Here is a 24,219-nt window from a genome sequence, read left to right as displayed (position 1 = left end):
TCCTCCGATGATCCCGCCGCCCCGCCGGCCTTTCAGGCTCACTTCACGTTGGAATCACGCACCCCCTTCAGGCTCATGTGTCATTGGAAGAGGCTAAGTCTCGACGGGCGCGAGGGATTTCCTTAAACTGCGCGGCCCCGACGTGGTGATGTAGCTCAGACGGTTAGAGCGCGGCACTCATAATGCTGAGGTCGGTGGTTCGATTCCACTCATCACCACCAGTTTTTCCTTCTAAATCAATAGTTTATCTCCTGACCGAATTTTCGGATCAGGGGTTTTGCGGGGTTTTTGGACAAGAGTCTGGACAAGACGTCCGGATTCATGGGTTCAAGAACGGCCGGATACCGCCATTGCTCCAACCGGAGCGGATAATGGCAAAACGGCAGACGCAAAACGCGCAGCACATCCCCCACGGCACCATCGATCAGCATGGCACGCGCTACCGTGCACGCGCGATCATCGACGGCACGCTGTACTCGAAATCCTTGGCGTCCCCCCCGCGTGACGCGGGACTCCGGCGATCCGTGCTACAGGCGGCCATCAGCCGAAACGCCCGGAAGCGGCCGATTTCCGGGTCGGAGCCGTCTCTTTTCTCTGTGCAGCCTGCGGGCAGGCGCAACGCCTGACTCCGCAAAATCAATATCTTGCGCGCGGCGGTTCATCGTCAGACAAGGTGACCGACCGAGCATCGAACACCGGATGGACAGTGGCGATCAGACCGATCTTGCGTCATCATGAACCATCAAGATGGATCATGATGGAGTTGGCCATGACGACTGCCGTCCGCGAAAAGTTTTCCTCCCAGGCCGCTCCTGAGGTGCTGGCCGCATTGCGCCAGATCGCTGAAAGCCAAGGCCGCCAGTTCCAGGCGGTGCTGGATGACGCCCTGCGCGACTACATCGACCGGCAGCAAAAGGAGCGCCCCCGCCGTCACGTGATGGCTTCTTTCGCGTCCAGTCTGGATGAGTTCGACAGCCTCTACCGAGAACTGGCCAAGTAGCCCGTGGCGCACGATTACCTGACGGTGGCCGATGTGCTGGGCATGCACACGGTGCTGATGCAGCGTTACGGCGGCGCGCCGGGCGTGCGCGATCCCGGAGCGCTGGAAGCCGCGCTGTTCCGTCCGCAGACGGGGTACTACGACGATATCGTGGCCGAGGCGGCTGCGCTGATGGAGAGCCTGGCGATCAGCCATCCGTTTGTAGACGGTAACAAGCGCATCGCCTTTGCCGCGGCCGAAGTGTTCCTGCGTATCAACGGCTGGCGCTTGCAGCGTGCGCCGATGCAGATCTATGCCGAGATGATGCAGATGTTCGAGTCGGGAACGTTCGACATCGCCCACCTCGATCCCTGGCTACGGTCTTTCGCCGTAGCCGCAGCGTGATGGCATGAACGGATGCTTACGATAGCTGTCTTTATATACAGCCATCGGGGCGGTCCTGCTGCGTTCCGGCGCCATCCGGGGACTGCGCACATGCCCCGGATTTTTCGCCCTGGCTGTCAATTCACGGACTTATTTCTTTCATTTTCATATCGTTGAATGAGTCACACCGACCCGGACTGGCCCTTCTGCCAATGACAGGAACGGCGGCGGCAGCGCATAGTTTGACCACATGGACCGCGCAACTTCCATCCAGGGCGGCCGGTCAAGGCAGCATGAAATTGGTCTAGGCCTCTCGGCCACCGATCGGAGATGAACATGGTGATCGAGCTCGTTCGCAGCAGCGACAAATCCCCCAAGGTGAATCAGGACCTCGTCGCGATGCTGCGCGAGGTGCTGGCCATGGCCGAGGCGGGCAACATCCAGGCGGCCGCGGTGGCCTACGTCCAGGACGGCACACCCTCGATCTGTTACGAAGCGGACGGATTCGAGGCGGAGGTGGCCTGCGCGGCACGGCAAGTGGATGAAGAAATGCGCAGCGTGCTGTTCTTCGATGCGGATACCGCCTGATCCGCCGCGCTGGAACCCGACGCACCATGACCCGTCTGACCTATCTACTGCTGGCCGCCTGGATCTCGGTGGCGCCGGGCGCGCACGCCACCCAGGCCCCCGACCCGCGTGATGCGATCATCGCCGCACGCGAGGCCGGAACGGCGCTCGACGCCGAGGGCGTGAAAAGACTCGCCGCGATGGGCGCACGGCTGCTCGACGTGCGCAGCGCGGAGGAATGGAAGGCCGGCCATATCGAGGGTGCGCAGCACGCCTACTGGCTGAACGTCATGGAGCCGGTGACCCAGCTGTGGCCCGACAAGAGCACGCCGATCGTCACCTACTGCGCGGTCGGCGCGCGCTCGCGTGCGGCGGCGATGCGCCTGCGCGCCGCCGGCTACACGCACGTCATCGCGATGACCCAGGGCGGCTACGCCGAACTGGTCCAGGCGGGGTTGCCGAAAGCGCCGTAGCGGGCACGCTCAGCGCTCGACCGTCAGCAACAGGTCGTGCGCGTTGACGATGCTGCCGCGGTGCACCAGCACCTGCTGGATGCTTGCATCGGCCTCGGCGCGGATCTGCGTCTCCATCTTCATCGCCTCGATCGACACGAGCGGGTCGCCCTTCTTCACCTTCTGTCCCGGCTTGACCGCCACGGACACGATCATCCCCGGCATCGGCGCGCCGACGTGCGCCGGATTGCCGTCCTCGGCCTTGGGCCGCTCGGCCGGACCGCTGGCACCGGCCTTGGGCACGCGCACGACGCGCGGCTGGCCATTGAGTTCGAAGAACAGCTTGACCGCGCCCTCCTCCGGCACCTCGGTCTTGCCCTGCAGCTTGATCAGCAGGGTCTTGCCGGGCTCCAGATCGACGGACACTTCCTCGCCTTCCTGCAGGCCGTAGAAGAACAGCGGCGTCGGCAGCACCGACACGTCGCCGTAGTGGCTGCGATGTTCGGCGTACTCACGGAACACCTTCGGGTACATCAGCCACGACGCCAGATCAGCATCGTCGAGCTTGCGGCCGACGGCCTTCTCGCCGTCCGCGCGCGCGGCCTCCAGATCGACGGCAGTCAGCGACGCGCCGGGCCGGCCTACGAGCGGCCTGGCACCCTTGAGCACCTTCTTCTGCAACTCGACCGGAAAGCCGTCCGGCGGATAGCCGAGCTCGCCGCGGAACAGCGAGATCACCGATTCGGGGAACGCGATCTCGCGCTCCGGATCAAGCACGTCCTCGGCATCGAGATCGTTGGCGACCATGAACAGCGCCATGTCGCCGACGACCTTCGACGTCGGCGTGACCTTGACGATGTCGCCGAAGAGTTGATTGACCGCCGCATAGGCCTTCGACACTTCCGGCCAGCGCGATTCGAGCCCCAGCGCGCGCGCCTGCTCGCGCAGGTTGGTGTACTGGCCACCGGGCATCTCGTGCCGGTAAACGTCGGAGGTGCCGGAACGGATGTCGGCCTCGAACGGTGCGTAGTAGCGACGCACGCCTTCCCAGTAGGTCGAGATCGCCTGCAGGTGCTCGAAGGAAACGCCCGGATCGCGCTGCCCGCCGCTGAGTGACGCGGCGATCGCACCCAGGTTCGGCTGCGAGGTCAGCCCGGACATGCTGTCGAGCGCGCCATCGACGGCGTCGCAGCCGGCGTCGATCGCGGCGAGCACGCTGGCGGCGCTGATGCCGCTGGTGTCGTGGGTGTGGAAATGGATCGGCAGACCGACTTCCTGCTTGAGCGCCGAAACCAGCGCGTGCGCCGCGCGCGGACGGCAGACGCCGGCCATGTCCTTGATGCCGATGATGTGCGCGCCAGCCTTCTCCAGCGCCCTGGCCATGTCCACGTAGTACTTCAGGTTGTACTTCGGTCGGCTCTCGTCGAACAGGTCGCCGGTGTAGCAGATCGCCGCCTCGCAGAGCATGCCGGACTCGCGCACCGCGTCGATCGCCACGCGCATGTTCTCGACCCAGTTGAGCGAATCGAACACACGGAACAGGTCGATGCCGTTGCCGGCTGCCTGCTGGACGAACTGGCGCACGACATTGTCGGGGTAGTTGGTGTAACCCACCGCGTTGGACGCGCGCAGCAGCATTTGCAGCAGGATGTTGGGCACCGCCTCGCGCAGCTGCGCGACACGCTCCCAGGGGTCTTCCTTGAGGAAGCGCAGGGCGACGTCGAACGTGGCGCCGCCCCAGCATTCCAGCGAGAACAGCTGCGGCAGCATGCGCGCGTAGTACGGCGCGATCGCGGCCATGTCGCGCGTGCGCATGCGCGTCGCGAACAGCGACTGGTGCGCGTCGCGCATCGTCGTGTCGGTCAGCAGCACCTGCGGTTGCTTGAGCATCCACGCGGCAAAGCCGTCGGCGCCGACCTGCTTGAAGCGGTCGCGCGTACCGGCGGGAATCTTCGCGGACAGGTCGAAGGCCGGCAGCACCGGCTCGGCCATCGGCGTGACCGGCGCCGTGCGTCCCTTCATCTCCGGATTGCCGTTGACGACGACCTCGCCGATGAAGCGCAGCAGCCGCGTCGCGCGATCGCGGCGCCGGGCGAAATGGAACAGCTCCGGCGTCTCGTCGATGAAGCGCGTGGTGTTCTCGCCGGACAGGAACAGCGGGTGGTTGATGACGTTTTCGAGGAACTGCAGGTTGCTCGACAGGCCGCGGATGCGGAACTCGCGCAGTGCGCGGTCCATGCGCTGGCTCGCTTCGATCGCGGTCGGCGCCCAGGTGGTGACTTTCACCAGCAGCGAGTCGTAGTAAGGCGTGATCACCGCCCCGGAATAGGCCGTGCCGCCATCGAGGCGCACGCCAAAACCGGCGGCGCTGCGGTACGCCGTCAGGCGGCCGTAGTCGGGCGTGAAGTTGTTCTCCGGGTCTTCGGTGGTAACGCGGCATTGCAGCGCGTGGCCATTGAGCGCGATGCCGTCCTGCGCCGGCACGCCGCAGGCCTCGGTACCGATGGCGGCGCCCTCGGTGATGCGGATCTGCGCCTTGACGATGTCGATGCCGGTGATTTCCTCGGTCACCGTGTGCTCGACCTGGATGCGCGGATTGACCTCGATGAAATAGAACCTGCCAGTGTCCGCATCCATCAGGAACTCGACGGTGCCGGCGTGGCTGTAGTTGACCGCGCGGCCCAGCCGCAGCGCGGCCGCGCACAGCTCGGCGCGCTGCGCCTCGTCCAGATACGGCGCCGGCGCGCGCTCGACGACCTTCTGGTTGCGCCGCTGCACCGAGCAGTCGCGCTCGAACAGATGCACGAGGTTGCCCTGCAGGTCGCCGAGGATCTGCACCTCGACGTGGCGCGCGCGGCGCACGAGCTTTTCCAGGTACACCTCGTCGTTGCCGAAGGCGGACAGCGCCTCGCGGCGGGCGACGTCGATCTGCGTGGCCAGATCGGCTTCGGACTCGATGACGCGCATGCCGCGCCCGCCGCCGCCCCAGCTGGCCTTGAGCATCAGCGGGTAGCCGACCGCCGCGGCCTGCGCCCTCACCGCGGTGAGATCGCGCGGCAGCGGGCCGGTCGCCGGCATCACCGGCACGCCGGCCTTCACCGCGACCTCGCGCGCCGCGACCTTGTTGCCGAGCGTGCGCATGATCGCGGGACTGGGCCCGATGAACAGGATGCCGGCGCTGGCGCAGGCCTCGGCAAACTCCGGGTTCTCGGACAGGAAGCCATAGCCGGGATGGATCGCATCGACGCCCGCCTGCCGGGCGACGCGCAGGATGCCGTCGATGTCCAGGTAAGCCGCGATCGGCTTCTGCCCGGCGCCGACGCGGTAGCTCTCGTCGGCCTTGAAGCGGTGCAGCGCGTAGCGGTCCTCGTTGGCGTAGATCGCCACCGTGCGGATGCCCAGCTCCGCGGCCGCGCGCATCACGCGGATCGCGATTTCCGAACGGTTGGCGACGAGCAGCTTGCGGATGCGGCGCATGGTCTGACACTCGCGGGCAGGCGGAGGGCCATAGTCTGCCGGGAGTCGCACGATCGCGCCGCCTGTGTCGCTCCGTCCGTATATGCCGATTCCGGACAGGCGTCGGCATCGGGCAAACGGGCGGCACCCTCTCCGGGTACGCCAGCCGCTACAGTGGAGCCCTTCACTTCTCTTCGTCGGACATGGCAGTTTCCAATCTCGGCCAGATCCTGGACCGGCTGCAGGCCTGGCACCCCTACCCCCGTGCGATGCTCGTGTATGTGGACATCCGCCACATGCGCAGCATCAACCAGCTGGCGGCGCCGTCCGGCGGCGATGCCGTGATCCGCGACGTGTTGCAGGTATTGTCCGAATGGGCCGGCGAACAGGGCGTGGCCGATCGCGTCTGGAGCAACGAGTTCGTCGCCGCCAAGGCCGTGGACAACGGCCAGACCGCGATCGAGGAGACCGCCGATCTGCGCGAACGGCTGGGCCGGGTCCGCTATGCGTCGGCGATCGGCGAAAACAGTGTCGCGGTATCCCTGGGCCTGGTCGTCACGCATGACGACGGGCGCTGGGCCGCGCACGTCGCACACGCGGCGGAGGCCTGCGTGGCCGCGAAGAAGCGCGGCCTGAACCAGATCGTCAGCTATGCCTCGCTCGGCCGCGCCGCAGCGGATGCCGCGATCGACGCCGGACACGTGCGGGAGTTTCGCCGCCTGCGCGACGAAGGCTTGCTGCTGCTCGATCCGCAGCCGGTGATGGACATCCGCGGCGCGCGGCCGCGCCTGGCCAAGGCGGAATTCCTGCTGCGCCGGATCGGCGCCGATGGCAGTCACCACACGCTGCCGGTGAGCATGATCGAGACGATGGAGTACTTCGGCCTGTCCACCGAGCTCGATGCGTTCTCGGTGCACTACGTGCTGTCCTGGGCGGCGACACACCAGGACATCCTGGAGCGGCTGGACGGCATCACGCTGAACCTCTCGGCGCGCACGCTCGTGGACGGCCGCTTCATGAACCGCCTCTACCAGGACGCGCGCAGTCTCGGCTTGCCGCACGGCAAGCTGGGTTTCGAGATCACCGAGACCGCCGCGATCCAGCACCTGGATCTCGCCGCCGACCTGATCCGCGATTTTCACCAGATCGGCTGCACCTTCAGCCTCGACGACTTCGGCTCCGGCCTGAGTTCCTTCGGCTATCTGCACTCGCTGCCGGTGGACGAGGTCAAGATCGACGGCCGCTTCATCCATGACATCGCGGCCAATCAGGTCTCGCAGGAGATCGTGCGCGCGATCCAGCAGATCGCACAGGCCACCGGCAAGCGCACCATCGCCGAGTTCGTCGATCACCCAGACAAGCTGACGACACTCCAGACGCTGGGCATCGACTATGCGCAGGGCTGGCTGTTCTATCCGGCCTTGCCCACCGAACGCCTGATCGCGCTGTTGGCCGATGCGCCGGTGAGCGCCCGCCGCCAGGCGGCCTCCAGCCGATAGTCCGGACCCGGCGTCGTTCACCGCCGTTCGAAGCAGTTCGCCGCTGTTGCAGGCCATAGCTCGCCGTCGGCACTGACCGGACGGACAGGCCGGACTGCAATTCCGGCCAATACGCCACAGTATGTTTGCATCGCAGCATACGGCGCAGTATGGGCAGCCCGGAGGCTGCCCCCCTTCCACTGCGCCGGAGTCTCCCCATGCCTCAGTACCACCCGCCCCTGCGTGACATGCAGTTCGTGCTGCACGAGTTGCTCGACGTGAGCGCCCACCTCCAGGCACTGCCCAAGCATGCGGATTTCGACGCGGAAACACTGAACCAGATTCTCGAGGAAGCCGGCCGCTTCGCCGCGGAAGTCGTGTTCCCGCTCAACCAGTCGGGCGATGCCGAAGGCTGCACCTATGCCGGCGACGGCATCGTCACCGCACCGAAGGGCTTCAAGGAGGCTTACCAGCAGTACTGCGCAGCGGGCTGGCCATCGCTGGCCTGTGATCCCGCCTACGGCGGCCAGGGGCTGCCCGAACTGGTGCGCAGCGTGCAGTACGAGATGCTCAACTCCGCGAATCAGTCGTGGACCATGTACCCGGGCCTGACCCACGGTGCCTACGCGGCACTGGTCGCACACGGCTCGCCGGAGCTCAAGGCCACCTATCTGCCCAAGCTAATTTCGGGCGAATGGACCGGCACGATGTGCCTGACCGAGCCGCACTGCGGCACCGACCTGGGCATCCTGCGCTCCAAGGCCGAGCCGCTCGCCGACGGTTCCTATGCGATCTCCGGCACCAAGATCTTCATCTCGTCCGGCGAGCACGACCTCGCCGACAACATCATCCACCTCGTCCTCGCGCGCCTGCCGGACGCGCCGGCCGGCACCAAGGGCATCTCGCTGTTCATCGTGCCCAAATTCCTGCCGCGCGAGGATGGCAGCCTCGCCGAGCGCAACACGATCAAGTGCGGCTCGATCGAGCACAAGATGGGCATCCACGGCAATGCGACCTGCGTGATGAACCTCGACCGCGCGCGCGGCTGGATGGTCGGCGAGCCGAACAAGGGCCTCAACGCGATGTTCGTGATGATGAACGGCGCGCGCCTGGGCGTGGGCATGCAGTCGCTGGGTCTGGCCGAGGTCGCCTACCAGAACGCGCTGGCCTATGCGAAGGAGCGCCTGCAGTCGCGCGCCCTGACCGGCCCCAAGCTCAAGGACAAGCCGGCCGATCCGATCATCGTGCATCCGGACGTGCGTCGCATGCTGCTGACGCAGAAGGCCTACACCGAGGCCGCGCGCGCCTTCTGCTACTGGATCGGCCTGCTGATCGACCAGGAGCACGGCCATCCGGACGAGCAGGTGCGCAAGGACAGCGGCGAGCTCGTCGCGCTGCTGACGCCGGTGATCAAGGCCTTCATCACCGACAACACCTTCGAGAGCACCAATCTCGGCCTGCAGGTGTTCGGCGGCCACGGCTTCATCAAGGAATGGGGCATGGAGCAGTACGTGCGCGATGCCCGCATCAACATGATCTACGAGGGCACCAACACGATCCAGTCGCTGGACCTGATCGGCCGCAAGGTGCTCGCCGACGGCGGCGCCAAGCTGATGAAGTTCGGCAAGCTCGTGCAGGGTTTCATCGCGGAGAACGCCGGCCGCGCGGACATGAAGGAGTTCATCGAGCCGCTGATGGACCTCGGCGACAAGGTGACCCAGCTCACCGCCGAGATCGGCGCCAGGGCGATGAAGAATCCGGACGAGGTCGGCGCCGCCGCGGTGCCGTACCTGCGTGTGGTCGGCCATCTCGTGTACAGCTGGCTGTGGGCGCGCATGGCGCGCATCGCGCTCGACAAGCCCAACGACGATTTCTATGTCGCCAAGCTCGCAACCGCGCGCTTCTACTTCGCCCGGCTGCAGCCGGAGACGGCGATGCTGATCCGTCAGGCACGCGCCGGCAGCGCGTCGCTGATGGCGCTGGACGCCGCGCTGTTCTGAGATCGCTGCGACCGGACGGGCGGGCGGACTTGGCGTCGGCCCGCCCGTTATCCTGTGCGCCCCGCTCTCGACCCTGCCGCCGCACCGATGATGCTCCCCGCCCCGATCTGGCGCCGCTTCGCCGCGGCGGTGTACGACGGCCTGCTGCTGCTCGGTCTGTGGATGGTCGCGCTGATGATCGACACGGTGGTGCGCGACGTGGTCGGCATCGAGCGCGAGTGGCATGCGCTGCGCGCCTACCTGTTCCTGATCGGGCTGGCCTTCTTCGGCTGGTTCTGGACCCACGGCGGGCAGACCCTGGGCATGCGCGCCTGGCGGCTGCACCTGCGTCGCAGCAACGGCCAGCCCCCGCGCTGGATCGACGCCGCGCTGCGCTACGCGCTGATGCTGGTCTGCTGGGGCATCGTGCTGACGCCGGCGCTGCTGCAGCTGCCGCGCCTGGCCAGCGCGCCGCATGCGAAGGCCGTGACCACGACCACGGTGCTGGCCACCGCTCTGGGCCTGCTGCTGACGCGACTCGACGCGCGGCGCCGCGCGCCGCAGGACTGGCTCAGCGGCACGGAAACGGGGTACGAGCCCAGTCCGCCCCGCTGATCAACGGGCCTTGGGCTGCGGCCGCGTGATCTTGGCTTCGAGATTGGCCTTGACCTCGCGCGCATCGAAGGCCTTGAGCTCGCCTTCGGGCTTGGTGCCCTTGCTCAGGACGATGTAGGCCTGCGCCTCGTAGCTCGTTTCCGGCTGGCTGCTCGACACCGCGACCGCGGGATACGGATACCAATAGTAATAGCCCAAGCCGTAATAGCCGGTGATCGTCTGCTGGTAGCGCGTGTCGGCGCCGGTTTCCTGGCTGACCATGACGAAGTAGTCGTAGCCGTTGTCCAGCGTCAGCTCCGCGGCCCGGTACAGCAAGTAGTTCTCGACCGTCTCCCGCGACGTGGCGCTGTTGCCGGCGAACGTCACGCGATAGCGGTTGCTTTCCAGCCTCTGCTCGCTGTAGCCATAGCCGCGGTCCTTGGGCTGGTACGGGGTCGCCCGGAAGCAGCCCGTCAGGCCCGCGACCATCAGGCCGGCCAACAGGGCCTTGATCAGTATCGATGCGCGCATCGTCGAACCTCCGCCACGACATGCCTGGATATCGGTTAGATGCTGGATCGGTCCCAAGGTTCGTGCATGGACCTGGATCAATGAGTGCACTCAGCGCGCACGCTGCAGCCGCGCGACGGCCAGGCCGAGCATCGCCAGGGTCGGCAGGCTGGCCGCCACGGCCGGTGGCCAGGCATAGAGCTGGCCGAAGCTGGCGGCGACCTCGTTGACGACGTAGAACACCAGTCCGACGAGGATGCCGACCAGCAGCCGCTGTCCAGCCCCTCCGCCGCGCTGCGAGCCGAGGCAGAACGGCACCGCGAACAACATCATCGCCATGACCGTGACGGGCGCGACCAGCTTGCGCCACAGCGTCATCCGGTACTCGCTCGCATCCAGGCCGTTGTCCGCCATGTAGGCGATCAGCCGCAGCAGGCCGGGGGTCGAGAGACTGTTCGCTTCGAGCACGAACAGGCGCAGCACCTCCGGCGAGAGCGTCGCCGCCCAGTCCATCGCTTCGATCTGCTGCGCCTGCACGCCATCTTCACCGAAGCGCGTCAGCCGCACGCCGGACAGCCGCCAGTGGCCGTCCTCGTAGCGGGCCGACTCGACGTTCATCACCTGATCGACCGTCAGGTCGGAGCCGAGCGTGTAGATATCGACATTGGCGATCGCGTCCTCGGCCAGCAGGCCGCGGATATGGACGATGTTGGCGCCATCGCGCAGCCAGACCGGCTTGGCGGTGAGTCCGCCGCGCACCTCGTAGCGCGCCTCGGACCGGTAGGCCCGCGCGGCCATGGTACCGGCCGGCCCCAGCCAGTCCCCGAGCACGAGCGCGAGCGCCCCGAGCAGCACGCCAGCCGCGAGCGCCGATCCGCCCAGGCGCAGGATGGTGACGCCGGAGGCCCGCATCGCCGTGATCTCGTTCTGCGCCGCGAGCGCGCCCAGCCCCATCAGCGTGCCGAGCAGCGCGATGATCGGCATCAGCGTGTACAGGCCCGCCGGGATCATCATCACCGTGTACCAGAGCAGCTCAAGCATGCCGAAGCCGCCCTGCCCGGTTTCGTCGATCTCGGCAACGAAGCTGATGAACGTATAGATCGCCACCAGCGCCAGCCCGCTGATCGCGGTGAAGCCCAGGATCGTGCGCACCAGATAGCGGGTGATGCGGCTCACGCGCGCACCCGCTGGAACAGGTTCAGCCGCCGCGCGACGAGCACGAGCGCCCAGGCCAGCATCAGCCCATGCACCCACCACAGGCCGAGCGCTTCCGGCACCTTGCCCTTGGCGATCCAGGCCTGGCCGATGCCGAGCAGCTGCGAGTACAGCAGATACGCAGCGATGCCGACGACCAGCTTGCCGTAGCGGCCCTTGCGCGGCGCGATGTGCGACAGCGGCACCGCCAGCAAGGTGATGATCAGCACCGACAGCGGCGCCGCGTAGCGCCACGCCAGCTCCGCCTTGTCGCGGGCGTCTTCCGAACGCAGCAGCTGCGCGGTCGGCATCAGCTTGCGCTTGGCGCTGATGTAGATGAACTCCGGCGGCGCCACCCGCGTCGACAAGCGGTCGAAGCGCATCACGTCGTAGGCCGCCGCACCGGGCACACCGCGATAGCGATAGCCCTCCACCAGACTCACACTGCGCTCGCCGGTGACCGGGTCCGTGCTCTGATTGCCGCTGCGCGCAGTGACGAAGCTGACGCCATCCTTCTCCTCGACCTGGGCGACGACCGTCTGCAGACGGCTGCCGTCGGCCGACATCCGCTCGGTGTAGAACACCGCCCGGCCCTTCATCACCGACTTGAAGCGGCCCTCCTCGAAGGGATTGAACTGGATCAGGCGTGCGGCGTTCTTGACCAGGTAATCCGCGGTGCGCCCCGCCCAGGGGCCAACCTGGAACGACAGTGCGGCCGTCAGCAGTGCCAGTCCAACCCCGAGCAGCACGAAAGGCCGGTACAGCGCACCCAGGCCGACGCCACAACCCATCATCGCGGCGACCTCGTTGTCGCGGTACAACCGCCCCAGCGAGAGCATGATCGCCAGCATCAGCGAGACGGGAATCAGGATCACGAGGTACTGCAGGCTGGACAGCACGGCGACCTGCAGCAGCAGTTCGCGCGGCAGTTCACCGGCGGCCGCCTGCGCGAGGAAGCGCGCGAAGCGCGTCGCCAGCATGATCGCCAGCAGCACGAAGGTCACTGCCAGCCAGGCGCCCCCCGCCTCGCGCAGCAAGTAGCGGTCGAGAATCCTGTTACTCATGGTCGCGGCGGTCACGCACCCGCGGATTATGCCTGCACCGCGCCCCTGCAGGGCCCGGCGCGGCGGTGCCGTTGTCGTGCGTCCCGGCCGCGCAGCTAGAATATGCGCCCACACCGCGCCGATGCCGGCAGGGAGTGCATCCCCGCTGCCGCGCCGACGCATCTTCGACCCGCATCCACGCCGCGTCCGCCCGCCATCGCGGACGCGGGCATCTGCACGAGAAAGGCATGGAATACTTCGTCAAGAGCGGCAATCCCGAAAAGCAGCGTGTCGCCTGCGTAATCGTCGGCATCTTCGATCGGCGCACGCCATCCGAAGCCGCGGAAATCATCGACAAGGCCAGCGATGGCGCGATCGCCAGCGTCCTGCGCCGCGGCGACATGGACGGCAAGCTCGGTACGACCGTCGTGCTGCACAACGTCGCCGGCACCTTCGCCGACCGCGTGATGCTGGTGGGGCTGGGCCGCGAGCGCAGCTTCGACGAAGCCGCATTCCGCAAGGCCATCGCGGCTTCGTCGCGGGCGCTGCGCGCGACCGGCGCGATCGACGCCTGCTCGTACCTCACCCACCTGCCGGTGAAGGGGCGTGACTGGCGATGGAACGTCAGCCAGGCCGTGCTGGCGACGGAGGATGCCTACTACCGCTTCGATGAATGCCGCGGCGCCAAGGCGCGCGAGGATCTGCCGGTCGTCAAGCTGGAACGCTACACCTTCGACGTGCCCAGCCGCGCCGACCTGCCCGCCGCCAGCCAGGGCCTCACCGAGGCTCTGGCGATCGGCAAGGGCGTCAGGATCGCCAAGGATCTCGGCAACCTGCCCGGCAACATCTGCACGCCGACCTATCTGGCCGAGCAGGCGAAGAAACTGGCATCGGGCAGCGGCATCAAGGTCAAGGTGCTGGAACAGACCGAGATGGAGACGCTGGGCATGGGCGCGCTGCTGTCGGTCGCCAAGGGTTCGCGCCAGCCGCCCAAGCTGATCGTCATGGAATACTTCAAGGGCCCCAGGGACGAAAAGCCGATTGCGCTGGTCGGCAAGGGTCTGACCTTCGACGCCGGCGGCATCTCGATCAAACCGTCGGCGGCGATGGACGAGATGAAGTTCGACATGTGCGGTGGCGCCGCGGTGATCGGCACGATGGCCGCGATCGCCCAGCTCAAGCTGCCGCTCAACGTCGTCGGCATCGTCCCCGCCTCGGAGAACCTGCCCGACGGTCAGGCCAACAAGCCCGGCGACATCGTCACCAGCATGGCCGGCCTCACCATCGAAGTCCTCAACACCGACGCCGAGGGCCGCCTGATCCTGTGTGACGCGCTGACCTATGCCGAGCGGACCTACGAGCCGCAGCTGTGCATCGACCTGGCCACGCTGACCGGCGCCTGCGTCGTCGCGCTCGGCGGCGTCGCGTCGGGGCTGTTCACCAACACGCCGTCGCTGGGCCGCGCGCTGCTCGCCGCCGGCGAACTGACCGGCGACAAGGCCTGGGAGCTGCCGCTGTGGCCGGAATACGACGAGAACATCCGGAGCGAGTTCGCCGACGTGGCCAACATCGCCACCAAGAACGCGCGCGATGCCGGCGCGATCATCGGTGCGACTTTCCTGCACCGCTTCACCAAGAAGATGAAATGGGCGCACCTGGACATCGCCGGCACTGCCTGGACCGGCAAGAAGGCGTCCGGCCGCCCGGTGCCGATGCTGACGCAGTACCTGATCGACCTGGCGACCCGCCACGCCCACGACTGAACGCAGAGGGACACGCGCCGCGCCGCGCGCCCAATGACCCGCATCGACTTCTATCTGCTGCCCGAAACCGCCAGCGCCGACGGCGGCCGGGTCATGGCCGCCTGCCGCCTGTGCGACAAGGCCGCCGGCGCCGGCATGAAGGTGTACGTCGCCACCCGCGATGCCGCGCTGGCGGACGAGCTCGACGGTGCACTGTGGAGCTTCCGCCAGGGCAGCTTCGTCTCGCACGAACGCTACGATGGCGCCGTACCGGCCGAACCGGCACCGGCAGTGCTGATCGGCGCGGTGGAGCCGCCGGACAGCCACCACGGCGTACTGATCAACCTCGACGCCGAGATCCCGGACTACTTCAGCCGCTTCGAGCGCGTGCTCGAACTGGTGGCTGGCGATCCGGCACAGCGCGCCGCGTCGCGCGCGCGCTACAAGTTCTACCGCGATCGCGGTTACGAACTGAACACCTACGAGCAGAGCGCCAGCGGCGGCTGGACCCGGCGCAAGCCCTAGGAGCGGCCCCGCCGCGCTGGATGGCGGCCCTGCGGAGCGCGGCGATGCGCCCGCTACAATTCGCTACTTTCGCGCTCCGGCGCGTCTTCTGACCCAACGGCATGGACAAGACTTACGACCCCAAGAGCATCGAGGCGCGCTGGTGCGAGGCCTGGGAGACGGGCGGCTACTACACGCCGGAATCGGTCGCGCGGCTGCGGGGTGTGGACCGCACGACGCTGCCGCCGTACTGCATCATGATCCCGCCGCCCAACGTCACCGGCACGCTGCACATGGGCCATGCGTTCCAGCACGCCGTGATGGATGCACTGACGCGCTACCACCGCATGCGCGGCTTCGACACGCTGTGGCTGCCCGGCACCGACCACGCCGGCATCGCCACGCAGATGGTGGTCGAGCGCCAGCTCGCCGCGCAGGGCATCAAGCGCACCGACCTGGGCCGCGAGAAATTCCTGGAAAAGGTCTGGGAATGGAAGGAGTACTCCGGCGGCACCATCACCACGCAGATGCGCCGCATGGGCAACTCGGTGGACTGGACGCGCGAGCGTTTCACGATGGACGAGATGCTCAACAAGGCAGTCACCGAGGAGTTCGTGCGCCTCTACGAGGAGGGCCTGATCTACCGCGGCAAGCGCCTGGTCAACTGGGACCCGGTGCTGCTGACCGCGATCTCGGACCTGGAAGTCGAGAGCCGCGAGGAGAACGGCAAGCTCTGGCACTTCCGCTATCCCCTGGCCGACGGCTCCGGCCACCTGGTCGTCGCAACGACCCGTCCCGAGACGATGCTCGGCGACACCGCGGTGGCAGTGCACCCCGATGACGAGCGCTACCGGCACCTGATCGGCAGGACGGTGGAGCTGCCGCTGTGCGACCGCGAGATCCCGATCATCGGCGACACGTATGTCGATCGAGAGTTCGGCACCGGCGTCGTCAAGATCACGCCGGCGCACGACTTCAACGACTACGCCGTCGGCCAGCGCCATCGTCTGCCGATCCTCAACGTCTTCACGCCGACCGCGCACATCAACGACGAGGCGCCGGCGGCCTACCGCGGCATGGACCGCTACGACGCGCGCAAGCGCATCGTCGAGGACCTGGAGAAACTCGGCCTGGTCGAGAAGATCCAGGACCACAAGCTGATGGTGCCGCGTGGCGACCGCACCGGCGTCGTGCTCGAACCCTTCCTCACCGACCAGTGGTTCGTGAACATGAAGGCGCTGGCCGAGCGTGCGCTCGACGCCGTGCGCGACGGCCGCATGCGCTTCGTGCCGGAGAACTGGGTCAACACCTACAACCAGTGGCTGACCAACATCCAGGACTGGTGCATCTCGCGCAACCTGTGGTGGGGCCACCGCATCCCGGCGTGGTACGACGAGGCCGGCACCATCTACGTCGGCCGCAGCGAGGCCGAAGTGCGCGAGAAATACGCCTCGCGCCTCGCGCCCCGCGCCTCACTCAAACAGGACGAGGACAGCTTCGACACCTGGTTCTCGTCGGCGCTGTGGCCGTTCTCGACGCTGGGCTGGCCGGACAAGACCGACGATCTCGCCCGCTACTACCCGACCTCCGTGCTGGTCACCGGTTTCGACATCATCTTCTTCTGGGTCGCGCGCATGGCAATGATGGGCCTGCACTTCATGGGCGAGGTGCCATTCCGCGAGGTGTACATCACCGGCCTGGTGCGCGACGCCGAAGGCAACAAGATGTCGAAGTCCAAGGGCAACATCCTCGACCCGCTGGACCTGGTCGATGGCATCGGGCTCGAGGAACTGGTGCAGAAGCGCACCACCGGCCTGATGCAGCCGCAGATGGCGGCGAAGATCGAGGCGGCGACGCGGCGCCAGTATCCGGCCGGCATCGAACCGGTCGGCGTCGATGCGCTGCGCTTCACCTTCCTCGCACTGGCCTCGACCGGCCGCGACATCCGCTTCGACGCCAGCCGCGCGTCCGGCTACCGCAACTTCTGCAACAAGATCTGGAACGCCGCGCGCTTCGTGCTGATGAACACCGAAGGCAAGGACTGCGGCATCGATCCGGCGCTGCCCTGCGAACTGTCCACGGCGGATCGCTGGATCGTCTCGCGCCTGCAGCGCCTCGAAGCCGAAGCCGCCGAGCATTTTCGCAGCTACCGCTTCGACCTGCTCGCGCAGGCGCTCTACCAGTTCATCTGGAACGAGTACTGCGACTGGTACCTGGAACTGTCGAAGCCGGCGCTGCAACAGGGTGACGAGGCCGCGCAGCGCGGCACACGCCGCACGCTGGTGCGCGTGCTCGAAGCCGCACTGCGCCTGCTGCATCCGCTGATGCCCTTCATCACCGAGGAAATCTGGCAGCGCATCGCGCCGCTCGCTGGGCGCAGCGGTCCCAGCATCATGCTGCAGGACTACCCGGTCAGTGAACCGGCGAAGATCGACGAGGCCGCCGAAGCCGACATCGAGTGGCTCAAGGGCTTCATCCTCGGCGTGCGCCAGATCCGCGGCGAGATGGACATCGCGCCGGGCAAGGTGCTGCCGCTGCTGATCCACAACGCCTCCGCATCCGACTGCGAGCGCCTGCAGCGCATGGACGCGAGCATCCGGTTCCTCGCCCGTGTCGAAACGCCGCGCGTGCTCGCGGATGGTGAAGCTGCGCCGCAGGCGGCGACGGCCCTGCTCGGCGCGATGAACCTGCTGGTGCCGATGGCCGGCCTGATCGACAAGGATGCCGAACTCGCGCGCCTGGCCAAGCAGATCGCCAAGCTCGAAGGCGACCTCGCCAAGACCGAGGCCCGCGTCGGCAACCCGAACTTCGCCAAGGCGCCGGAGCATGTCCAGCAGCAGACCCGTGACCTCGCCGCGAAGCAGCGACAGGATCTGGTGGCCCTGCGCGCCCAGGAGACGCGCATCCGCAGTCTCTGAGCGGTGGGCGACGCGGCTTTCTAGCGCGCGCGCACCACGCGAAGCTCAGGCTTGGTGCCCGGGCGCGTCGAGGCCGGACGCGCGCACGGGCCCTTCTCCAGGCACTCGACGCAGTCGTTGAGTGTCTGGCTGATCAGCGTCTGGTTGCGGATCATCTCCATGCGCGGCCAGGTCGCGCGCTCACCTTCGAGCATGAAGCGCTTGACCGATTCCATCGTCGGGTTGGCGGTGACGTTGGCGTACCGCCACAGACTGACCTCGGGCAGGATGTTGATGTTGCCGCGGTACTCCTGGTCGAGCACCGACGACGACAGATCCAGCGCGCGGCGCAGGCCGCCCGCGGTCGGCAGGTTGTGGCGCGCCAGGTCGATCAGGCTCTTGGCCTGGCCGCTGACCGTCGAGTAGAGGTAGTTGCGCGCCGCGTGCAGCGGTCCGCCGTGGCCGGGCTCACGCCGCGACACGAACGGCAGCACGTGCGGGTTGGTCTGGCTGACGATGAAATGATTGACGTTGTGCAGGCGGCGCATGCGCAGGATCGGCAGATCCGACTTGAGCGAGCCGTCGTTCCAGCGCAGCAGCGGCATGTAGGGCACGCGCTCGCCGCGTTCGTCCTGCGTCATCAACATCACCGGAGGGAACAGCACCGGCACCGCGCACGAGGCCAGCACCGCCTCGTGCAGATACAGGTACGGGAACGTCAGGTAGTTCAGCAGGCGCGGCGGCTGGTTCACGCCGGCCGGTGACACGGTGATGTTGATGACGCGGCCGGAGCGTTGGTGCGCTTCCTCGAAGGTGAGGTCGCGCACGTTGGCGGCGATCGCCTTGCGCAGCTGCGCTTGATCGGCGATCGCACGGTTCCGCAGCATGTCGCGCAGCGGCAGGATGCGCCAGAAGTGGTAATACGCCGCTTCTGGATCGAGCAGCTGCTCGACCTCGTCGGGACCGCGCGTGCCGACCGTCGCGCAGACGATGGACCCGGCGCTCGAACCCGACATGATCGACGGCACCAGCCCCTCGCGGAACAGCGCCTTGACCACGCCGACATGGAACAGGCCCAGCGTCGCGCCGCCGGAGAGCATCAGCGCGGAGCGGCCGTAGCTCTGCGCGACCTCGGTGAAGAACTTGAGCTTGGCCGCGTGCGGGAACTCCGGGACGTCGAGATCGCGCAGGAATTCGAGTGCCGAGGCGATCTCGGTGATGTAGTCGTGAATCAGCTTCTTGGTGCCGACCCGCGCGTAGTCGTACAGCCGCGGATTGCCGGTGTTGCCCAGATTCCAGTGCAGTCCCTGACGCAGGTGATGCACCAGCTTGGTGATCTGCATCTCCTGGCGGTACTGACGCACCTGGCGCAGGCGCGCCCGCACCAGCCGCCAGTCGTAGTGCTCCGAGGTGTCGTCGAGCCGCCATTCGTCGAGCCCCTCGTAGTGATCCAGGGCCTCGGCGGCCTCCCGCCACGACGCATAGTCCGTGGCATGGTGCAGCGCCTTGCGCAGCTCGCGTTGTTTGGAATCCACACAGTCCTCCGCCATTGCTTCGATGACGCGTATGTTGCGGTGCCACAACCGATGCCGCAACCGGAAAACCGGCGGTGGACGTGCACGGAGTCGGCCCAGGGCGACCGCCTGTCCGCCGCCGGATCGTTGCAGACGTCGGCGCGGCGCCCACGATGCCGGCGTTACCCCCTACACTGCTGCGTCCCGCCCTCGCCGATCACACTCATGAATCCGCCGCTGCAGCATGCGCTGGAACGCCTCGAATCCATCATCCTCGGCAAGCCGGCGCAGCTGCGCCTCGCGCTGGCCTGCCTGCTCGCGCGCGGCCACCTGCTGATCGAGGACATTCCCGGCGTCGGCAAGACCACGCTCGCACTGGCGCTGGCCCGGGTGCTCGGACTTGAATTCCAGCGCGTACAGTTCACGTCCGACCTGCTGCCGGCCGACATCCTCGGCGTGTCGGTCTATGAATCGCGCGAGGGCGGATTCCGCTTCCATCCCGGTCCGATCTTCGCGCAGCTGGTCCTCGCCGACGAAGTCAACCGCGCCAGCCCCAAGACGCAGTCGGCGCTGCTCGAAGCGATGGAGGAACGCCAGGTCACGATCGAGGGCGCGACGCGCCGCCTGCCGGATCCATTCTTCGTCATCGCCACGCAGAATCCGACCGAGCAGATCGGCACCTTCCCGTTGCCGGAATCACAGCTCGACCGATTCCTGATGCGTATCTCGCTGGGCTACCCGCCGCCGGAGGCCGAGCGCGCGCTGCTGCAGGAGCGCGAGCGGCGCAGCCTGCTGCAGGAGCTGGCGCCGGTGCTGACGCCGGCCGAGTTGATCACGCTGCAGGGGCAGGCGCAGCAGGTGCGCACCGCGCCGGCGCTGGTGGACTACCTGATGGCGCTGATCCAGCGCACGCGCGAACTGCCGGGCCTCAAATCCGGCCTGTCGCCGCGTGCGGGACTCGCACTACGCCGCGCCGCGCAGGCCTGGGCACTGATCGAAGGCCGCAGCGGGGTGATTCCCGAAGACGTGCAGGCGGTCTTCGTCCCCGTGGTCAATCATCGCCTGTCGGCGGCGGCCGAGCGTGAGGGTGGCGCGCCCAGTGCCGAGGAGATCCTCGCGCAGGTCGCCATCCCCTGAGCACATGCGCGTCTGGCTGATCTTCAAGATCCTGCTGCACCCGATCCGCTACGCGCAGGACCGCATCGACGCCTGGGTCATGGCGCGGGTGCGACGCCAGCCGGGACCGGTCGTCATCACACGCAACCGCGTGTACATCCTGCCGACGCGCTTCGGCTACTTCTTCGCCTTCATGCTGCTGATCATGCTGCTCGGAGCGATGAACTACTCGAACAGCATGGCCTTCATGCTGACCTTCCTGCTCGCCGGCATCGGCCTGGTGTGCATGCACCACACGCACGCCAATCTTGCCCACCTGCAGCTGCGGACCGGCCACTGCGAGCCGGTGTTCGCCGGGGAAACGGCGCATTTCGAAATCCGTGTGGACAACCCGGCCGCACATGCGCGCTATTCGCTGGCCCTGAGCTGGCCCAAGGAAGAGGCGCTGGCCCAGCCGGCGGACGTCGCCGCACGTGCGTCGGGCGTGTTGCTGCTGTCGCTGCCGGCGACGCGGCGCGGCTGGCTGCAGGCACGGGTGTTCAGTCTGTCCACCGAGTACCCGCTGGGCCTGTTCCACGCCTGGACCTGGGCCGAGCTGGACATGCAATGCCTGGTTTTCCCCCGTCCGGCCGCGGCCGGTCATGCTCCGCCGTCCGGCGCCGGACACGGCGGCCTCGCGAGCAGCGAACGCAGCGGCCAGGACGAGTTCGCCGGTCTGCGCAGCTATCGGCGTGGCGACACGCCGCGCTCGATCCACTGGAAGAGCTTTCCCAAGCTGCCGCAGCCGATGGTCAAGCAGTTCGCCGACACGCTCGAACAGGAACTGTGGCTGGACTGGTCGGCACTGGGACATCTCGACACCGAGGCGCGCCTGTCGCAACTGACGCGCTGGGTGCTGGACGCCGAGGCCGGGCGCCGCGCATACGGACTGCGCCTGCCGGGCACCGTGATCGCCCCCGGCCGCGGTGACGCGCATCGCTTCCGCTGTCTCAAAGCGCTGGCGCTGCACGGGACACCGCCGTGAAGGAGTATCTGCCGCTGGCGACTCTGTTACGCCTGCTGGCGGTGCTGGTGCTCGCGCTGTCGCCGCACGCGATCCGTCTGCCGCTCTGGGAAACCGCCGCGATCCTCGCGCTCGTCGTCTGGCGCGGACTGGCGGCGTACAAGCAGTGGCGCATGCCGCCGACCTGGGTGAAGCTCGGCATCACCCTGATGGCCTTCGGCGGCGTAATGGCCAGCTTCGGCCGCATTTCCGGCCTCCACGGCGGAACCGGTCTGCTGTGCGCGATGGCCGCACTCAAGCTCCTCGAGTTCAAGGCGCGCCGTGACGTGATGGTGATGGTCTTCCTGATGTACTTCCTGCTCGTCACGCATTTCCTGTTCTCGCAGGAAATCTGGACCGTCGCCTACCTGCTCGCCTGCGTCACCGCGATCACCGCGCTGCTGATCGAAGTCCAGCATCTGGGCGCACTGCCGCCGCGCCAGACCCTGCGCAAAGGCGGCGCGATGGTGCTGCAGGCACTGCCGCTGATGCTGCTCATGTTCGTGCTGTTTCCGCGCATCCCGGGACCGCTGTGGGGACTGCCGGCCGACGCCGGCGCGGCACGCAGCGGCCTGACCGACAAGATGGGCCCCGGCGACATCTCCAGCCTGATCGAATCCGACGAGATCGCCTTTCGCGTGCACTTCCGCGGGTCTGCCCCGCCACCCGCGGCGCGCTACTGGCGCGGTGCCGCGCTGGACCATTTCGATGGCCGCAGCTGGGAGGAAAGCTTCGCGCAGATCCTGCCCGACCGGCCGCCCGACCTGCAGCTGCTCGGCGATCCGGTGCAGTACGAGATCACGCTGGAGGCCAATCGCATGCGCTGGCTGTTCGCGCTCGACATGCCGGACGCCCGCAGCCTGCCCGCCGACAGCTTCATCAGCCGCGAAGGTCATGTCCTCGCCGACAGGCCGGTGTCCGAACGGCGCCGCTACGAGCTCACGTCATACCCCCGCTATCGACTGTGGCCGGACCTGGCGCAGCGCACGCGTGCGCGCTTCCTGCGACTGCCCGAGGGCTACAACCCGCGCACGCGCGCGTTGGCGCAACGGCTGCGCGCCGATACCGCCGACGACGAAGACCTGATCCGCAGCGCGCTACGCATGTTCCGCGAACAGGGTTACATCTACACGCTGCGGCCGCCGCGGCTGGGCCGCGACAGCGTGGACGACTTCCTGTTCGTCACGCGTCGCGGCTTCTGCGAACACTACGCGAGCGCCTTCACCTTCCTGATGCGTGCGGCCGGCATCCCGGCGCGTGTGGTCATCGGCTATCAGGGCGGCGAGCTCAACGAGATCGGCGACTACTACGTCGTGCGCCAGTCGGACGCGCACGCCTGGTCGGAAGTCTGGCTCGCCGGCAAGGGCTGGACGCGCGTCGATCCGACCGCGGCGATCGCACCAGAACGGATCGAACGCAACGTCGAGGCGGTCATCAGCCTGGCCGAGGGCCTGCCCCGGCATCTGTCGACGCGCACGCGGCTGCGCTTCTATTTCGAGGCGCGCTGGGACTGGATCAATGCGCAGTGGAACGGCCTGGTACTGGCCTATGGTCCGGAGCTGCAGCAGGAGTTCCTCAACCGCTTCGGGCTGGGCGAGCTGCGCCAGATGATTCTCGCGCTGACGATCGGCGGCACCGGCCTGCTGGCGATCTTCGGCCTGCTCACGCTGCGCCAGTTCGCGCCGGCCCGCAGCGACGATCCGGCGCTGCATCAATGGCGGCGGATCACGCGACGGCTGGCGCAGCTCGGACACGCGCAGCGGCCGGACGAGGGACCGCTCGACTACGCGCGGCGCATCGGCGCCCTGCGCCCCGACTGGGCAGAGCAGATCGCACAGGTCGCGCGCCTGTATGTGCGCAGCCGCTACCTGCACGCCCCCGACCGCGCGCGCCAGGACGAGCTGGCGCGCGCCGTGCGCGCCTTCATACGGCGCGCGCGACACCGATCATAACTGCGCGCGGATCGCCCACAGGTCCGGAAACAGCGGTTTGAACAGCGTGCCGCGCAGGTAAGCCGCGCCGGCCGATCCGCCGGTGCCGGGCTTGACGCCGATGGTGCGCTCGACCATGCGCACGTGCCGATAGCGCCACTCCTGCAGACCTTCGTCGAGATCGACCAGCCGCTCGCAGACCTGCGCGACGAAGCCACCCACCCGGTAGATGGCGACCAGCTGCGACTGCATCTCTGTAGAGCCCACGTACACCTCGGTCACGTCGCGCCGCAACAGCGCCGCCGGCACGGTGCTGCCCTGCGTGACCAGATAGCGCAGGAAGTGGTCGTAGAGCGTGGGCGCCGACCAGGCCCGTTCGAGCAGCACGCGTCCCGGCGAACCCGGCGGATGCAGTTCGAGCACGGCGGCGCGCTTGTGGCCGAGCCGGAATTCGAGCGCGCGAAACTGCGCGGACTGGAAGCCGCTCGCGGCCTCCAGCCGTGCGCGGAAGGCGTTGAACGACAGCGGGGTCATCGTCTCCAGGATGTCCACCTGTGCGACCAGGGTCTTGAGGATCGTCAACTTGCGCTTGAAGGTCGCCAGCGCCGCGTCCGTACGGCCCGCATCCAGTGCGGATTCCAGCGCATCGAGTTCGTGCAGCAGCTGCTTGAACCAGAGCTCATAGACCTGGTGGATAATGATGAACAGCGTCTCGTCGTGCTCGGGACCATCGGAACGTGGCGATTGCAGCGACAGCAGCTCGTCGATGCGCAGATAAGAACTGTAGGTCAGTGGTTTGGGCAGCGTTTCCATGCCGACGCACCGGAGGAGAGTGAA

19 protein-coding genes and 1 tRNA gene are annotated in these 24,219 nt (G+C 67.4%); 14 read left to right on the top strand and 6 right to left on the bottom strand.

Going from position 1 to position 24,219, the window contains the following annotated elements; all coding sequences use genetic code 11:
• Positions 1-144 precede the first annotated feature (144 nt).
• The 5 genes from AAG565_RS05550 (at position 145) to AAG565_RS05530 (ending at position 2,403) form a co-directional block, all read left to right on the top strand.
• Positions 145-221 (top strand) — tRNA-Met (locus AAG565_RS05550).
• Positions 222-769: 548 nt separating this feature from the next.
• Entirely contained in the window at positions 770-1,000 is a 231-nt protein-coding gene (locus AAG565_RS05545; protein WP_348818560.1) for a hypothetical protein, read from the top strand.
• Between the two features lie 3 nt (positions 1,001-1,003).
• Positions 1,004-1,384, top strand: a complete 381-nt coding sequence (locus AAG565_RS05540; RefSeq protein WP_348818559.1) for a type II toxin-antitoxin system death-on-curing family toxin — start codon at positions 1,004-1,006, stop codon at positions 1,382-1,384.
• Between the two features lie 315 nt (positions 1,385-1,699).
• On the top strand, positions 1,700-1,951 hold the full coding sequence (locus tag AAG565_RS05535) for a hypothetical protein (RefSeq protein ID WP_348818558.1): 252 nt from the start codon (positions 1,700-1,702) through the stop codon (positions 1,949-1,951).
• Between the two features lie 26 nt (positions 1,952-1,977).
• Positions 1,978-2,403 carry a rhodanese-like domain-containing protein gene (locus tag AAG565_RS05530; protein WP_348818557.1) on the top strand — a complete coding sequence of 142 codons (426 nt, stop codon included), beginning with the start codon at positions 1,978-1,980 and terminating at the stop codon, positions 2,401-2,403.
• Between the two features lie 9 nt (positions 2,404-2,412).
• Here AAG565_RS05530 and AAG565_RS05525 read toward each other — a convergent pair whose 3' ends face one another.
• Positions 2,413-5,859, bottom strand: a complete 3,447-nt coding sequence (locus tag AAG565_RS05525) for a pyruvate carboxylase (RefSeq protein ID WP_348818556.1) — start codon at positions 5,857-5,859, stop codon at positions 2,413-2,415.
• Between the two features lie 182 nt (positions 5,860-6,041).
• Between AAG565_RS05525 and AAG565_RS05520 the strand changes: the two genes are divergently transcribed.
• The 3 genes from AAG565_RS05520 to AAG565_RS05510 all read left to right on the top strand — a co-directional run bounded on the left by AAG565_RS05520 (position 6,042) and on the right by AAG565_RS05510 (position 9,910).
• Positions 6,042-7,337, top strand: a complete 1,296-nt coding sequence (locus tag AAG565_RS05520; protein WP_348818555.1) for an EAL domain-containing protein — start codon at positions 6,042-6,044, stop codon at positions 7,335-7,337.
• 197 nt (positions 7,338-7,534) lie between these two features.
• Entirely contained in the window at positions 7,535-9,316 is a 1,782-nt protein-coding gene (locus AAG565_RS05515; protein WP_348818554.1) for an acyl-CoA dehydrogenase C-terminal domain-containing protein, read from the top strand.
• 87 nt (positions 9,317-9,403) lie between these two features.
• Positions 9,404-9,910 carry an RDD family protein gene (locus AAG565_RS05510; RefSeq protein WP_348818553.1) on the top strand — a complete coding sequence of 169 codons (507 nt, stop codon included), beginning with the start codon at positions 9,404-9,406 and terminating at the stop codon, positions 9,908-9,910.
• Here the strand turns inward: AAG565_RS05510 and AAG565_RS05505 are convergent, their stop codons facing one another.
• From AAG565_RS05505 to lptF, 3 genes are all read right to left on the bottom strand, one after another.
• Entirely contained in the window at positions 9,911-10,420 is a 510-nt protein-coding gene (locus tag AAG565_RS05505; RefSeq protein ID WP_348818552.1) for a hypothetical protein, read from the bottom strand.
• Positions 10,421-10,510: 90 nt separating this feature from the next.
• Positions 10,511-11,575, bottom strand: coding sequence for an LPS export ABC transporter permease LptG (lptG, locus tag AAG565_RS05500; protein WP_348818551.1), 1,065 nt, complete (start codon positions 11,573-11,575; stop codon positions 10,511-10,513).
• Positions 11,572-12,657 carry an LPS export ABC transporter permease LptF gene (lptF, locus tag AAG565_RS05495; RefSeq protein WP_348818550.1) on the bottom strand — a complete coding sequence of 362 codons (1,086 nt, stop codon included), beginning with the start codon at positions 12,655-12,657 and terminating at the stop codon, positions 11,572-11,574. Before lptF ends, lptG begins: the two co-directional genes overlap by 4 nt.
• Positions 12,658-12,884: 227 nt before the next feature.
• Here lptF and AAG565_RS05490 point away from each other — a divergent pair, with 227 nt between their 5' ends.
• The 3 genes from AAG565_RS05490 to AAG565_RS05480 all read left to right on the top strand — a co-directional run bounded on the left by AAG565_RS05490 (position 12,885) and on the right by AAG565_RS05480 (position 17,800).
• Complete coding sequence (locus AAG565_RS05490) at positions 12,885-14,399, top strand: leucyl aminopeptidase (protein WP_348818549.1); 1,515 nt, start codon at positions 12,885-12,887, stop codon at positions 14,397-14,399.
• 33 nt (positions 14,400-14,432) lie between these two features.
• Complete coding sequence (locus AAG565_RS05485; RefSeq protein WP_348818548.1) at positions 14,433-14,903, top strand: DNA polymerase III subunit chi; 471 nt, start codon at positions 14,433-14,435, stop codon at positions 14,901-14,903.
• Between the two features lie 101 nt (positions 14,904-15,004).
• The gene (locus tag AAG565_RS05480) at positions 15,005-17,800 is read left to right on the top strand and encodes a valine--tRNA ligase (RefSeq protein ID WP_348818547.1); all 2,796 of its coding nucleotides are present in this window, start codon (positions 15,005-15,007) and stop codon (positions 17,798-17,800) included.
• Between the two features lie 20 nt (positions 17,801-17,820).
• Here AAG565_RS05480 and AAG565_RS05475 read toward each other — a convergent pair whose 3' ends face one another.
• Complete coding sequence (locus AAG565_RS05475) at positions 17,821-19,314, bottom strand: DUF3336 domain-containing protein (RefSeq protein WP_348818546.1); 1,494 nt, start codon at positions 19,312-19,314, stop codon at positions 17,821-17,823.
• A 204-nt stretch (positions 19,315-19,518) separates the two neighbouring features.
• Between AAG565_RS05475 and AAG565_RS05470 the strand changes: the two genes are divergently transcribed.
• The 3 genes from AAG565_RS05470 to AAG565_RS05460 are packed head-to-tail and all read left to right on the top strand — an operon-like array spanning position 19,519 to position 23,403.
• Positions 19,519-20,430 carry an AAA family ATPase gene (locus AAG565_RS05470; RefSeq protein ID WP_348818545.1) on the top strand — a complete coding sequence of 304 codons (912 nt, stop codon included), beginning with the start codon at positions 19,519-19,521 and terminating at the stop codon, positions 20,428-20,430.
• Between the two features lie 4 nt (positions 20,431-20,434).
• Positions 20,435-21,433: a DUF58 domain-containing protein gene (locus AAG565_RS05465; protein WP_348818544.1), complete on the top strand. Its 999-nt coding sequence runs from the start codon at positions 20,435-20,437 to the stop codon at positions 21,431-21,433.
• Positions 21,430-23,403, top strand: coding sequence for a DUF3488 and transglutaminase-like domain-containing protein (locus AAG565_RS05460; RefSeq protein WP_348818543.1), 1,974 nt, complete (start codon positions 21,430-21,432; stop codon positions 23,401-23,403). Before AAG565_RS05465 ends, AAG565_RS05460 begins: the two co-directional genes overlap by 4 nt.
• On the opposite strand, the gene AAG565_RS05455 is transcribed toward AAG565_RS05460, so the two are convergent.
• Entirely contained in the window at positions 23,398-24,195 is a 798-nt protein-coding gene (locus tag AAG565_RS05455) for a tryptophan 2,3-dioxygenase family protein (protein WP_348818542.1), read from the bottom strand. The two genes, AAG565_RS05460 and AAG565_RS05455, sit on opposite strands and share 6 nt — an antisense overlap.
• Between the last annotated feature and the right edge of the window lie 24 nt (positions 24,196-24,219).

Origin of the sequence: Fontimonas sp. SYSU GA230001 (assembly GCF_040066175.1) — a bacterium.
Classification (GTDB): Bacteria; Pseudomonadota; Gammaproteobacteria; order Nevskiales; family Nevskiaceae; genus Solimonas.
The sequence above is the reverse complement of the archived record's forward strand: the minus strand, read 5'-3'. Positions and strand labels throughout refer to the sequence as shown.